7 protein-coding genes and 1 riboswitch are annotated in these 13,566 nt (G+C 52.9%); of the genes, 1 reads left to right on the top strand and 6 read right to left on the bottom strand.

Annotated elements, in window-relative coordinates:
- Positions 1–249: 249 nt before the first annotated feature.
- The 3 genes from SD425_RS16280 to SD425_RS16270 all read right to left on the bottom strand — a co-directional run bounded on the left by SD425_RS16280 (position 250) and on the right by SD425_RS16270 (position 5,065).
- Entirely contained in the window at positions 250–2,991 is a 2,742-nt protein-coding gene (locus tag SD425_RS16280; RefSeq protein ID WP_324670996.1) for a Tat pathway signal sequence domain protein, read from the bottom strand.
- Between the two features lie 51 nt (positions 2,992–3,042).
- Positions 3,043–3,801 carry a DUF6250 domain-containing protein gene (locus tag SD425_RS16275; protein ID WP_324670995.1) on the bottom strand — a complete coding sequence of 253 codons (759 nt, stop codon included), beginning with the start codon at positions 3,799–3,801 and terminating at the stop codon, positions 3,043–3,045.
- 640 nt (positions 3,802–4,441) lie between these two features.
- A riboswitch (SAM riboswitch) is annotated at positions 4,442–4,532 on the bottom strand.
- A gap of 254 nt (positions 4,533–4,786) precedes the next feature.
- On the bottom strand, positions 4,787–5,065 hold the full coding sequence (locus SD425_RS16270) for a hypothetical protein (protein WP_324670994.1): 279 nt from the start codon (positions 5,063–5,065) through the stop codon (positions 4,787–4,789).
- Between the two features lie 804 nt (positions 5,066–5,869).
- Between SD425_RS16270 and SD425_RS16265 the strand changes: the two genes are divergently transcribed.
- Complete coding sequence (locus SD425_RS16265) at positions 5,870–6,088, top strand: hypothetical protein (RefSeq protein ID WP_324670993.1); 219 nt, start codon at positions 5,870–5,872, stop codon at positions 6,086–6,088.
- 288 nt (positions 6,089–6,376) lie between these two features.
- Here SD425_RS16265 and SD425_RS16260 read toward each other — a convergent pair whose 3' ends face one another.
- The 3 genes from SD425_RS16260 to tkt form a co-directional block, all read right to left on the bottom strand.
- Complete coding sequence (locus tag SD425_RS16260) at positions 6,377–7,927, bottom strand: alpha-N-arabinofuranosidase (RefSeq protein ID WP_324670992.1); 1,551 nt, start codon at positions 7,925–7,927, stop codon at positions 6,377–6,379.
- Between the two features lie 177 nt (positions 7,928–8,104).
- Positions 8,105–10,942 carry a bifunctional transaldolase/phosoglucose isomerase gene (locus SD425_RS16255; protein ID WP_324670991.1) on the bottom strand — a complete coding sequence of 946 codons (2,838 nt, stop codon included), beginning with the start codon at positions 10,940–10,942 and terminating at the stop codon, positions 8,105–8,107.
- Positions 10,943–11,171: 229 nt separating this feature from the next.
- Positions 11,172–13,226, bottom strand: coding sequence for a transketolase (gene tkt, locus SD425_RS16250; RefSeq protein ID WP_324670990.1), 2,055 nt, complete (start codon positions 13,224–13,226; stop codon positions 11,172–11,174).
- Positions 13,227–13,566: the final 340 nt, after the last annotated feature.

The raw sequence follows: 13,566 nt of genomic DNA, 5'->3' as shown, positions 1-13,566 counted from the left end.
GAGAGTTGATAAGAATGAGAGAATAGAAAAAGCAGTAGCAACTGGGCAATTTACGAGGAAAAGGCCATTTGCTATCCCTCACTCCGCCGCATCACCGGAACTCACTTGCGAGAAGATGAACTAAATTCTACTTTTTTCAAACTGCTGATTTATTCTTGGCACGACACTTGTAAGAAGCTAATACGAAAGAATAGTTTTTTAGGTGTTTTGGTTGTGGAACAGGAGCCGGTCATTGACCGGCTTTTGCTTTTATAGCCCATTTGGAATTTCGTTACCCACCAGAGCTAGGCATTGGATGGCGGCTAGCCCCCATTGCGCCACCGAATTCGTGGAGATGTCTGGCACCTCGTCAATTGGGGTTAGTACCTCAGGGCCTTTCAGAAGGTGCGCTTGCGGGTGCGTTGTGAGTCCTCCCGACGCGTGATAAAATTCGTCCCAGGCGCGCTGGGCTAACCTCTTGTCTTTCTTACGATTAGCGGCAAAGGCGGTGAGGCGGGAGTGGCCCTGGCGAAGGTTAAGCTTGCCCAACGATTGGCCAAGCCGGGCGGCTTGTTCGGCTTCGGGAGCATTATACAACTCGCAGTAGGCTAGCCACGCACGTTCAAACTCCGGCATATTTACCAGAGTAATTAGCTCCGCACAAACTTCTGGCAGGCCAAATACTGCGTTCAGGTGCTGAGCATACGGTTTGGTATCCGTCGAAAGGCGAAACTTTCCCGTTTCCACATCCAGCAGAGCGCTGCCGGTGAAAAAGCCGTGCGGCTGCGCGGCAATCGTCTGCATGCTGTTCAATAGCTTCTGCTTGATCTGCGCGTCACCGGTGCGTTCCCATTCCATGAGCCACGCGGCGGCAATAGCTCCCCAATCGGTGCCGAAGGAGCAGTAGGCTTCTGTTTTGGTTACGCCCGATTTGCGCGGGTCGTCTTGGGGAAGCTTGCGGCCGGGTTGAATAGTAAGCAGCGCTTTAGCGGCGGGTACTTGCTCGCGCAGCAAGTCGCCTACGCGTTCATCACCGGTGAGATAATAATAGAATCGGCGATTAGCAGCTGTGCTGATGCGCAACTGCTTGGCGCTGTCGCCCCAGTGTAGCACGTTGTGGCGCGAGCCGAGAGGCGCAAACGGACCTAGGTGGTGAACATCAACCTCTCCGGTGTGGCGCGTCATGGCTTCCGCCATGCGGAACACATCGGCGCGGCCTGTGCTTAAGAAGTAGTACCACAGCCACATATCAGTCGAAAGCTCCGAGTTGTCCCAGGCAAAGCCGCCGATGTCGTACTTCCACACGTGGCGGCTCGCATCATAGCTATGCATCACGTCGCCATAGTTCCAGAACCCGTACCAGGAGCGCTGATCGACTTGATTTTTATAAAAGTCAAAGTACCAGGCTAGCTGCTTTTCGATTTTGGCCCTAGCCGGCAACACTGGATTAAGCACACTCCAGTTGTTCCCGAACACCGCCCTATCTTGCAAGTAAACCGGCGTGCAAGCTAGCACCGGTGGCGTTTGCAAGGCAGTGGCAAGGGAGGATAGCTCAGGCGCCGATGGTGTAGCAGGCAAAGCCCACAGCATCAGCTCACTGGTGCGCGCTACACCCTTGGGGGTGCCAAAGCCCGGCTCATAGTCTTCGTACGTAATGTCGAGGCCTTCTCGCTGCTTGGCAAAGGTATCCTGCCCCAGTCCATCGTGGTAGAAGCGCAGGTCCATGGGCGGTGCTTCGGGTGCCCACAGCCACAGCGTAACGTCAGCCTCATCGGTCACGGCATTGCGAATATCGAGCTGGGCGGGGTGACTCTGCCAGAAGTTCTTGATGCCAAAAGCTAGCCCTCCGGTCGGGGTACCTAGGTAGGCCAGGCCCGCAGAGCGTTTGCCAGTGGCCGAGTTAAGCCATGTAAAGCCTTTCCGAGTGCGCTTGCGAATAGCAAATGAATCGGCGGAGGGCTGCAGCAAGATATAGTCGCCGAACGCTGGAATCAGGTCAAGGTGGCCCGCTACTTCGGCCGGGAAGCTTTTTTCGTCGGTGGCTTGTCCGGCCACTTGAGCCTTGGTGATCGTGGCGCCGGGGTCCCGCCGCAAGCCCGTCAGCCCCCGCACCGCCTCCACGAAAACACCTTGGTCTTCACCCACAAACCGAACGTGCCGGTCGTGGAGAGGTGCGTGCAGTGGCACCGCGAAGCGAATACCAATGCCTTTGATAAAATCATGGTTTTCATCGCCATCGTAGGTGATGGTGTGTAGCACGCGCACGGCCTCGCTGCCAGCATAGAAGTACAGGCGCACCACGAAAGGCAGCCACGCCCGACTTGCCTTCGCTTGCTGGTGCTTGCCTTCTAGCTTTATTACGGCGCGCACCGGCCCCGACTGCTCGACTGTTACCTGACTAATTTCGCCCGTAAACTCCTGCGTACGTGTTACCCCTTCGTCTTCCGCATCAACACGGTCTTGCGTTAGTAGCACCAAACGGCCAGCGGCAGCAACTGCCCGGCCATCCCTGGTGATAGCCGTGATGAGCGTCGAACCTTGTTTATTGATCTGGCACCGAATGGCGCCGGTATCTACTGTAATGGCGTTTGCTGCTTCTATGACAGTTAAGCCCTTGGTAGGGTTGGCTGCTTTTACTGGGCTGAGTACCAAGCCTTGCGCCTGTACCGGAGCTAGGTAGGCAGCGTGAGCAGTCCACTTGAGCGAGCCATCTGGCCAATAAGCGAGGGGCCAGCTTTGAACGGCAAACGAGTTGCCTTGCTGGTTGCGTAGTGAAAAGGCAGTTCCCTTCTTGTGCTTGCTCTTGGGCCACGGCACTCCCCAGGTTACCCCAACCGCTTTGGTGCTAGTCGTATCCTCTAGCCAATGTAGAGGAACAGGGGTATCGGAGCTGGCGGCAACAGCCTCGCCGCTTTCTACACCGGCGGCCAGTACAGGTACGAAAGGCAGCGCGGCACCCATTACCAACGATTTTTTGACAAAGGCGCGACGAGAGGAATCAAACAACTTCACTCGAATTATTTTCTAATGAATCAACGTATTACGACCTAGGTAGCTAAGATTTTAGTTTAGCTGGTACACCCGGAAGTTCGCTATTTCCTGGCGCGACTTCGTGGAGCGGATACCGAAATAGCCAGTCTTAAACGGTGTCGGATCTGTGTAGGTAAAAAAGCACGTACCATCGACCCAGAAGCTAGTCGTACCGTTTTGCACGATAGTTTTGATCTTGTACTCTTTGTTGGGTTGGAGCAGATGCGCGGGGTCGCTGTACTCCTGAAGTAGCGTTCGTTCGCCGTTTCCCTGGTACTTGCGGAAGCGCGTAGTCGTGTTGGTATTGCCACCCATTCCTACGTAATAAAGGCGGAGGTTGTCGTACCCTTCCAGCTTACCGCTACGAGTAACTAGCGCCGTACCATCACTGGTAGGCTCACTAGCCATCCAGAACTGGTTCAAATCGGAGAGGCGGTCGTTGGGGTTGCCCGCCACGGGTATCTTCCGAGTATATTCAATCTGGATGTTGCCGTGCAACGGCTGCTTCAACCACACCGTTACGCCGCCTTGCGTATCTAGCACGAGCTTACCTTGCTTCGCATACACCGTTGAATTGGGCTTCGGCTCGATTTCGGGGCGCCACTTGAGAGTATCAAGGATTTGAAAATCATCGGAGAAAAGCAGCTTCTTCTTAGCTGGTTTGGGTGATACCGCCGCGCTAGGTTTGCGCTCTTTTCCGCTTGAGAAGGTGGCGGCCCCGAGCAGCGTTGATAACGAAACTGTTGTCAGCGCAACCAATAGCTTGCAGTACGAGCCCTTTTCTAAAATCATGAGTTGCAAAAAGCAGTTTGTTCTAAAGCGGAGAAATGAACGGGGATACGTGGCTGGTGGCCGTACGACACAAAGGCCTCAGAAGTAGGAAGTAATTAAAAATGAGATCTAGCGGGGGAACGTAGTGCCAGCGACCCTAGCTTAGCGCTGGCGCAGCCAAGATTGCTGAGTCTGTGCAAACTCTCGGTCTGGACGCTCTGCAGGTTCTTGTTGGGAAAAAAAGGACACCACGCTTACTAGTAATAGCAGTAGGAACAGCCACAAAGAGCCATAATACTTTTTCATGATCGAGGAAAAGAGGAGGGGAGTGCGCCCGGCTTAACTGGCCATCTGCGCCTTACCCAATGAGTTAAATACAAAATGCGAGTAGAAAAAGCAGCGCAAAGGCTGCAAAGCAGTCCACCTTGTTTGTAGACTGGAACGGTAACCTAGGTCGCACTACCGGTGCGAAAACCAGTAAGCACTAGGCGTAACTAACCGCGCAAATACAAGAGTACTTTTGCTGCTAAGGAAACAGCTAGCACGCGCAACAACACCGCATAAGCTCGTTCAGACACATGCGACAGCAGCATGCAGAAGGTAGCTCAAGAGCAGCGGAGAGAAAAGAAAATGGGTTGTGCGAGGAATTCACGGCAACTTGTTTTTATATGATCAGGACTTGGCACCGTTCTGCACTTGCAGGGGTTGCCGGCGTTTCGTTGAGCCTGTCTCTCCACGCCTCTGTATAAAAACAATCCTTTTGTCGGAAAGAATTGGTGCCCTAAAGGTAAAGGCATCTGGTAGCTAAAACCAAATAGTTGTTTGCGAGCGAAGGTTATAAGAGAGTAACCTGCTGAACCTGACAAAACTAGAAATAGCCGTTGTGTGTCGTAAGTAATAAAGCTAGCCCCAGGAAAATGCTGTCTGAAGCTAGCTTCCGTACAATATAATTGAGCTTGTTACACTAGCGGTGACAAGCTCAATTAGAAGAAACAAAGCGGAAGAATTAGCTATTCTTTGCAGCCTCTCCATCGCGCATTTGATAGAGGTAATTCCACGTTTCGGAATTTACGAGTGCAGTAAACTCTGCTACGTTGTCGACGGGAGCATTATACTCTTGCTCGTAAAACTTCATGAGCTTTTCAGAAAGCGCATGGACGTGTTCTGTTACAGTAGCTTCCGTGATATGCATTTCATCTACAAGCCGTTCTAATTCATTTAAAACAGGTGTAGGTAAACCTTTGCTAGCGAGAGAACCAGGAAACTTTTCTATTTGGTCGGTCATGATACTGAAATAAGTTGCACAAAGCTCTACAATGGAGTAAGTACTGCTAAACGAGGCTCTTGGTTTTCGTTAGCTGCCCGGAATGTAATGCATGCCAGGCTAAGTATAAATTATAAGTGACTGTTTTAACCAATCTCTCTTAAAATCAGCTATAGGAATACAGAACATTAAACATCGGCTTCGGAGTTCGAGTCATAAGTTTATTGAGTAACCACTAACGAGTGCTGCGGAGAATAAAGATTGCTAGCGTCCTGATGACAAATTTGCGCTAGCTTAACAAAGGAGCCGAGCAGTGTCTAGATAGTTGAGAGGTCCTCTTGCTAATAGCTAGCAAAAGATTTTGGTTATCGCGAGGCAATGGTACCGTGTCACACAGCGGCTAGGCATAATTTCTTGGCATTTATGCGCTAAAAACAATCGTAAAATGGTCCTTACTGATTGTAGGAATGCTAGCTAGTAACTGTGTATTTCTGATAATAATAATTGCAGAAATATTGATAATAAACAACTTAGAATAGCTATTAAAGCTTTCTGCTTTTATGTTAAATAAAAGACTTATTGATAGTTACGTGGTTATATGGCCTTTCGCAGCTGATCGACGAAGTATTGACTGCCTCTTCCCAATATGAATATTGGCTAGGCTACTAGCATATTATTTGTGCAAGAATTTAGTTCTATATAGTAGGGGTAAATGCAGCAAGTGAAAATTATAGTTATTGTTTATTGGTAAAATCTTTTTTTCTTTGCCAACGTAAATTTAATCTACTTAACCGCCAACCCTAAAAACGTACGAAAGTGGCAAATATGGATTTAAGCAAAATACAGGAAGCTATTGCAAATGCTTCTAATAATGAGCAGCTGCTTGGCGAGATGCGGAAGGCATACAGCAAATTGCAAGCTGCCTTTGATGAATTCTCTGTTGTGTTCCAATCTGATTATCAGCCTGCAAAAAAAGAGCGTAAGCCTCGCGCAGAAGGTGCTAAGCGTCCAGGCCGCCCGAAGAAGGTAGAAAACCAAGGTTAGTCATAATAACCTTCACAAAGAAAAACTCCTGCCCGAAAGAGCAGGAGTTTTTCTTTGTCGCTACCGCAAAAACAGGAAGGTGAGTTTGCGTTATCATGCTCGAAAGTAAGCTGATATTAACGAGATGCTACTAGCTAGCTTCTTGTATATGTCATTACGAGTATTCTGTAAATAGCCTTTTGTGAGTTGTTTATAAACAAGGAGAGCATACATTTCTGTATGCTCTCCTTTCGCGTTAAGTAGTGTCCATCTACTAATTATCGATAGCAGACGATGGATAGGGTGCGGTTATTTCAAGGCTAATACTACAACTGACTGCGCAGGTATTTCGACCTCAAGCTTATTCCCACGCTTTTTCGCGCCTTTAAAGAGGGCTAGCTTCACCTTATTTGGGTTATCGAAAGAGTTGTAGTCATTGAATTTCGCCGAAGTCAAGATTTGGCCTGTAGCATTCTTCCAGGTTACACCATCAATGCCCGATTCCACCTTGATAGATTTTTTCGGATCTAGGTTTACGAGGGAAATATGCACGACGCCATCTTTATCCTTGGAGGCGGAAGCATTAAGTGCCGGAATTTTGTCGTTCCCTAGCACGTAGTCGGGGCTGGCAAATTTGAGGGGCAGATATTGCGCGTCTTGGTGCACCTGGTAGAGGTCGAACACATGGTAGGTAGGTGTGAGCAGCATCTTTTCCTTATCAGTGAGCACTAATGATTGTAGTACGTTGATGGCTTGGGCTAACTCAGCCATCTTCACCCGGTCGCAGTGATTGTTGAAGATGTTGAGCGTGGTACCCGCTACCAATGCGTCGCGGAGGGTATTTTGCTGGTAAAGAAAGGCTGGGTTAGTGCCAGGCTCCACATCCGTCCACACGCCCCACTCATCTACTACCAAAGCTACTTTCTTGTTGGGGTCATACTTATCCATAATGGCCGAGTGCGCCGCTACGATTTCATCCATCTTCAGGCAGTTTTTCACCGTGCTGAAGTAAGCCTGCTCATCGAAGCCAGTAGCGGGACCCTTTTTGCCCCAGTTGCCAGTGGGCAGTGTGTAGTAGTGCAACGAAATGCCCCACAGCTGATCTACCGGGATCTTCTTCATGCAGACTTCCGTCCAGTTACGGTCGTCGCCATTGGCACCGCTGGCAATCTTGCGCAAGGGGGCACCGGGGTAGCTTTTTGCAAACGTCGCGTATTGCTTATACTGGTCGGAGTAGTACTCCGGAGTCATGTTGCCACCGCAGCCCCAACTCTCATTGCCCACTCCCCAGAAGCTCACCTTAAACGGATCGGGGTGGCCATTCTGGGCGCGCAACTTAGCTAGCGGGGTGTCGCCATTCAGGTTCAGATATTCAATCCAGTTCGACATTTCCTCTACGGTGCCACTACCCACGTTGCCAGCTAGGTAAGGCTCGCATTTCAGCATGCTGCACAGCTCCAAGAACTCGTGTGTGCCGAAGCTATTGTCTTCTACCACGTCGCCCCAAGTGCCATTGAGCATCTTTGGGCGCTGGTTGCGTGGGCCAATGCCGTCGCGCCAATGATAGGTGTCGGCGAAGCAGCCGCCAGGCCAACGCAGGTTGGGGATTTTGATTTTGTTGAGAGCCTCGATGATATCAAGGCGAAGGCGGTCTTTCTTCGGCACGTTCAGATTTTCATCAACCCAGAAGCCACCGTAGATGCAACGACCTAGGTGCTCAGCAAATTGACCATAAATGTGCTTGCTGATCTGGAGCTTGGGGTCGCCCGCCTGCACGTTCATCACAATCGATTGTGCAAAGGAGGAAAAAGAAGAGGAGAGGCCCAGACCAGCTAAGGCGAGTAGTTTTTTGAATTTCATAGGATGGGTTAGAGGTAGAAAGCTGTCGAGAAATGAAAAGATGACTCTAGGCAGCAGACCGCAAACGTTAGCGGTACTGGTGATTCAGCAAGGGCTTAGGGCTGAACAATAGGAAAAGTCAGATAAGAAAACGGCCTTGCTGATGAGTATCAGCAAGGCCGTTGATCTTACGTGGGTTTAGGCACGCGCCGCGTTTAGCGTGGCGGCTTGCAGTGCCTTAAGCAACGTGTGCAGACCGGCAGAAGCATCGGCACCTAGCTGCACGTGCAGCGTCCGACGATCATTGTCGCGCAGGGCCACTAGGTCACCTTGGGCTTGGGCGTTCTTGAGCGTGCCAAAGGTGTAGGAGCGGCCGGGCAGCGGCAAGTCGTTCGGGTTATCGGCTGTGAGCTGCAAGAACAAGCCCGTGTTAGGACCACCTTTGTGGTACTGACCAGTCGAGTGCAGGAAGCGCGGGCCATAGCCGAAGGTGGTAGCCACGTGTAGGTGCTGCTGGATGTACTCGCGCAGCTGCTCCAAGGCATTGCTCAACGCTGGCGTTTCAGTCAGGTAGGCCTGAACCGCTACGTAGTCGCTGGGGTGCGCCTGGAAGAACTGGCTCAGGAGGCTCGTCGCGTCATTGCCAGTGGCCGTAGTGAAGTATTTCACGCCATCAGCTTCGAGGGCAGGCGTTTCTTCGGGCAGGCTGCCTTTCTCGGTTACTTCCTTCATCAGGCGGTCGGTGGCCGTTTTGGCGGCTTGCACGTTGGGCTGGTCGAAGGGGTTGATGCCGAGCACCGCACCCACGATGGAGGTGGCCACTTCCCAGCGGAAGAACTCCTGACCTAGGTCGAGGGTATCTTCCATTAGGATGGTGATAACCGGGTGACCAGCGGCGGCCAAGGCTTGTAGCTTCTGCTTGTTGTCCTCGTCGGCTTCGTTCTGGTAGCCGACGTACACAAACACCCGGTCGTTGCCGTAGATGGCAGGCTCAGCTAGTGGCTCACCGGCTACCGGCAGAATGCCTTTGCCTTCTTTGCCAGTGCTTTCGGCCAGCAACTGTTCCAGCCACAATCCTAGGTCGCTGAGCGACGGAGGCGTGATGAGCGTCATCTTATCGCGGCCTTGCTGAGCCAATACGCCGAGGGCTACACCTAGGTCTAGGCCCGGGTTCTGCTCGGTAGCGCCATAAGCACCACAAGCACGCATCATGCGAATAGCACGCTCCAGCAGCTCGCCTACGTTCAAGCCGTAGAGCGCGGCCGGCACCAAACCGAAGTAGGTGAGAGCCGAGAAACGGCCGCCTACTTCCGTGAAGTTCAAGAAGGTACGACGGTAGCCTAGCTCCTCAGCCGTCTTGATGAACTTGGAACCTGGGTCCGTAATGGCAATGAAGTTCTCGCCGGCTTTGTCGCCTTTGATAGCCTTCAGCTTGTCGTAGAAGTAGTCGCCGAACGCCAACGGCTCGGCCGTGGTGCCCGATTTGCTGGCCACAATGAACAGCGTCGTTTCCAGCGGTACGCTTTCTTCGATGTGGCGCACGGTGCCGGGGTCGGTCGTGTCCAGGATGAGCATTTCGAGGAATCCTTCACCTTTCTGGAACGACTTCTCGAACACGATTGGGGCCATGGTGCTGCCACCCATACCCATTACCACCACGTGCGTATAGCCAGCGGCTTTCATGTCGTGGGCAAACTGCTCCAATGCTGGGGCAGCGGGCACCATCGTTTCAGCGACGCGCAACCAACCCATGAAGCTGCGGATGCTCTCCTGCGCCTCGGCGTTCTGGGTCCACAGCGTGGCTTCTTTCTGCCAGAAACCGTCGATGAAGTTGCTCGACTGGTACTCTTGCTTCTTCGAGTCAATGGCGCTCTGATACGGACCTAGCTGAAAATCAGCCGGCACAACTTTCTCTTCGAAAGCTAGCTGGCGTTTCTTTTCCAACGAAGCCATCAGCTTGCCGAAGGGGTCTTTGAACTTCTGGGCGCCTTCTACTTCGAGTTGGTTCGTGAGGGTTTCCAGGTCGATACCTAGCTTGGGCAGGTCGTTGAGAACCTGCTCTACTTTATCGAGGTTGTCTTCCAGACGCACGGCGGGCTTGCCTTTTTCGCGGAAGATATCCAGTGTTTCCAGCGGAATGGTGTTCACCGTGTGCGGCCCGATGAGCGTCTCCACGTACTTCAGGTCGTCGTACTTAGGGTTTTTGTTGCCGGTGCTAGCCCACAGCAAGCGCTGCGAACTGGCGTCTTTGGCCTGCAACGCTTCCCAACGCGGACCCGAGAAGATTTCCTTGTAGATCTGATAGGCTTTCTTGGCGCTAGCAATAGCGACTTCGCCTACCAGCCCTTCGGCAATTTTGCCATTTTCGCCACCTTCTGCTACCAGCTTTTCCAGCATGGGGTCAATCAGTACGTCGATACGGCTGAGGAAGAAGCTAGCTACCGAACCGATGTTGTCGATGGGCTTGCCAGCCGCTACGCGGTCTTCCAAACCAGCTAGGTAAGCCTCGGCCACTAAGCGGTATCGCTCCAAACCGAAAATCAGCGTCACGTTGACGTTAATACCCTCCGAAATGAGGCGGCGAATAGCGGGCAAACCTTCCAGCGTAGCGGGCACCTTGATCATCACGTTCGGACGATCAACGGCCTTCCAGAAGCGCATGCCTTCTTCGATGGTTCCTTCGGTGTCGTTCACCAGCTCGGGCGAAACTTCCAGGCTTACGTAGCCGTCGCCGGAGTTGTCGTTGCTGTCGTAAAGCTCGCGGAACAGGTCGCAGGCTTGCTGTACGTCGCCGATAGCTAGCTCGGTATAGATTTCTTCGGCGGGCTTGTTTTGCAGGGCCAGCGAGCGGATAACCGCGTCGTAGTCGTCACTGCCGCCGATGGCTTTCTCGAAAATAGCCGGGTTTGAGGTCACGCCGCGCAAGCTGTCCTCTTTGATAAGCTTCTGCAACTCCCTGTTGATGAGGATTTTGCGGCGAATAAAGTCCAACCAAATGCTTTGGTTGAACTCGCGAATAGCAACTAATGGGTTCATGAAAGTGGGGTTGAAAGAACCGTTTTATGAATGGCGCGTGCTGAGCGGAGGGGCCGATGCCGCCTCAAGCAAGGAAGTCTAACTGCGTTTGCAGGCTAGGTCCTGACATCAGCAATGCTAACAGCGCATACGTTCTACGATTTAATAAGAACAATAACGCGAGGCTTTTACTTGGTGCCTAGGTGAAAGTTACTCACCCGGGCACCAAGCAAAAGCCTCGCGCGAGGCCTTACGAAACGACTTGCTTCTTGTCTTCTTCGGCAGGTTGCTCTTGCAATACAGTGTGCGCGGTTTTCACCACATTCTCCACTGTGAAGCCGAACTCTTCGAACAGGTGCTCAGCCGGAGCCGACTCGCCGAAGCGGTTCATGCTGATGCTGGTGCCCTCGTCGGTAGCGTACTTGGCCCAACCGATCGGCGAACCCGCCTCAATGGTTACACGCTTGCGCACGGAAGGCGGCAACACTTGCTCTTTGTAGGCTTTGTCTTGGTGCTCAAACAGCTCCCACGACGGCATGCTCACCACGCGGGTAGCAATACCTTCTTCTTGCAGCGCCTTCTGCGAGGCCAAGGCTAGGCTCACTTCCGAACCCGTTGCGATGAGGATAAGCTTGGGCGTGCCACCGTCGGCTTCGCTCAGGATGTAAGCGCCTTTGGCAACACCTTCGCGGGCCGAACCCATGGTGCTCTGGTCGAAGATCGGCAGTTTCTGGCGCGACAAAATGAGGCAGACCGGCGACTTCGGCGTGTTCATGGCAATGCGCCACGCTTCAGTCGTTTCGTTAGCGTCGCCGGGGCGCAATACTACCACGTTGGGCAGCGTACGCAGCGACACGATTTGCTCGATGGGCTGGTGCGTAGGGCCGTCTTCGCCGAGGCCAATGCTGTCGTGGGTGAACACGAACGTCGAAGCCGACTCGGCCAGGGCCGTGAGGCGGATAGCGCCGCGCATGTAATCGGAGAAGGTGAGGAAGGTACCGCCGTAGGTTCGCAGGCCAGCATGGTGGGCAATGCCATTCATGATGCCGCCCATGGCGTGCTCACGCACCCCAAACCAGATGTTGCTGCGCTCGTAGTGGCCGGGCTGAAACGAGTCGTCGCCCGACTTGTCCATTTCGTTCGACGAAGCTAGGTCAGCCGAACCACCGAACATAAAGGGCACAGCTTTCTTAATAGCCACCAGCGCCTTACCTGAGGCTTGGCGGGTAGCTAGCTCACCATCGGCGGGCGTGTACACCGGTAGGTCTTTGTCCCAACCTTCGGGCAGGTCGCCGTTGAAGGAAACGTGGAACTGGTCGGCTTCCGCTTTGAACTCCTGCTCATACTGCTGGAACTTGGCATCCCATTCTTTTTGCAACTCGGCGCCTTGTTGGCCGGGTGCGCGCAAGTGCTCGTACACTTCGTCGGGTACTACGAACGTTGCTTCGGGGTCCCAGCCGTAGAACTCCTTGGTTTTCTTTACGTTGTCGGGGCCAAGTGGGCTGCCGTGTGACTTGCTGGTGCCAGCCAGCGGCGAACCGAAGCCGATAATGGTTTTCACCGCAATAATCGACGGCTTGTCTTTTACTTCTTGAGCGGCCTTGATAGCGGCTTCAATCTCGTCGAGGTTGTTGCCGTCCGCTACGTGTTGAGTGTGCCAGCCGTACGCGTCGAAGCGCTTCATGGCGTCTTCGGTATAAGCTAGGCTCGTGGGGCCGTCGAGCGAGATATTGTTGTCGTCGTAGAGGTAGATGAGCTTACCTAGCTGCAAGTGACCAGCCAGCGAAGCTGCTTCTGAAGCGACACCTTCCATCAAGTCGCCGTCGCTGACGATGGAGTAGGTGTAGTGGTCCTGAATGCCTTCGTGGCCAGGCTTATTGTAGGTAGCAGCTAGGTGCGCCTCTGCCATGGCCATACCCACTCCGTTAGCGAAGCCCTGACCGAGGGGCCCCGTGGTTACCTCTACACCGGGCGTCACGTTCGACTCGGGGTGGCCGGGAGTGCGGGCGCCTGCTTGGCGGAACTGCTTCAGCTCATCCATAGTCAGGTCGTAGCCATAAAGATGGAGCAGGCTATAAAGCAGGGCCGATCCGTGGCCAGCCGACAGCACAAACCGGTCCCGGTTGGGCCATTTGGGGTCTTGTGGGTTGAAACGCAAGAAGCGTGACCACAATACGTACGCCATCGGGGCAGCGCCCAGCGGCAGACCAGGGTGACCCGAGTTGGCTTTTTGCACCATATCTACCGATAGAAGTCGGATTGTATCGACGCTAAGCTGTTCCAGGGAGGTGGTTGTTGATGCCATGAAAAGAAAATGGGATAAATTGAAAAGGCGTTTGGACGAGAAGAATGTGCAGCCGAATCGGGACGGAAGAGACTACGCTTGTCTATAGAATGCTTACGTACGGACACAAGCACCGGCTGAAAACCGGATTCAGGCCGGCAAAGTAGGCATTCTTGGGAAGTAGCACAACGATTTGGGGCGAAACTACACAATCGTTTGTGCTAATTGAGTGAATAAATGTGCAGTTTTGTGTTAATTACTAGAACGCGGAGTCAACTAGCTCCGTCAATAGGTGAAAAAATTGGGGGCTGCTACCTTCACCAACGGAAGCACCTAGCTACCATCAGCCGCAGTTGTTCCG

Origin of the sequence: Hymenobacter sp. GOD-10R (assembly GCF_035609205.1) — a bacterium.
In the GTDB taxonomy this organism is placed as follows: domain Bacteria; phylum Bacteroidota; class Bacteroidia; order Cytophagales; family Hymenobacteraceae; genus Hymenobacter.
The sequence above is the reverse complement of the archived record's forward strand: the minus strand, read 5'-3'. Positions and strand labels throughout refer to the sequence as shown.

Bases quoted from the DNA above. Each gene is read 5' to 3' on its own strand.
- SD425_RS16275 (WP_324670995.1), bottom strand. From the start codon at position 3,801: ATGATTTTAGAAAAGGGCTCGTACTGCAAGCTATTGGTTGCGCTGACA.
- SD425_RS16270 (WP_324670994.1), bottom strand. From the start codon at position 5,065: ATGACCGACCAAATAGAAAAGTTTCCTGGTTCTCTCGCTAGCAAAGGT.
- SD425_RS16265 (WP_324670993.1), top strand. From the start codon at position 5,870: ATGGATTTAAGCAAAATACAGGAAGCTATTGCAAATGCTTCTAATAAT.
- SD425_RS16260 (WP_324670992.1), bottom strand. From the start codon at position 7,927: ATGAAATTCAAAAAACTACTCGCCTTAGCTGGTCTGGGCCTCTCCTCT.
- SD425_RS16255 (WP_324670991.1), bottom strand. From the start codon at position 10,942: ATGAACCCATTAGTTGCTATTCGCGAGTTCAACCAAAGCATTTGGTTG.
- tkt (WP_324670990.1), bottom strand. From the start codon at position 13,226: ATGGCATCAACAACCACCTCCCTGGAACAGCTTAGCGTCGATACAATC.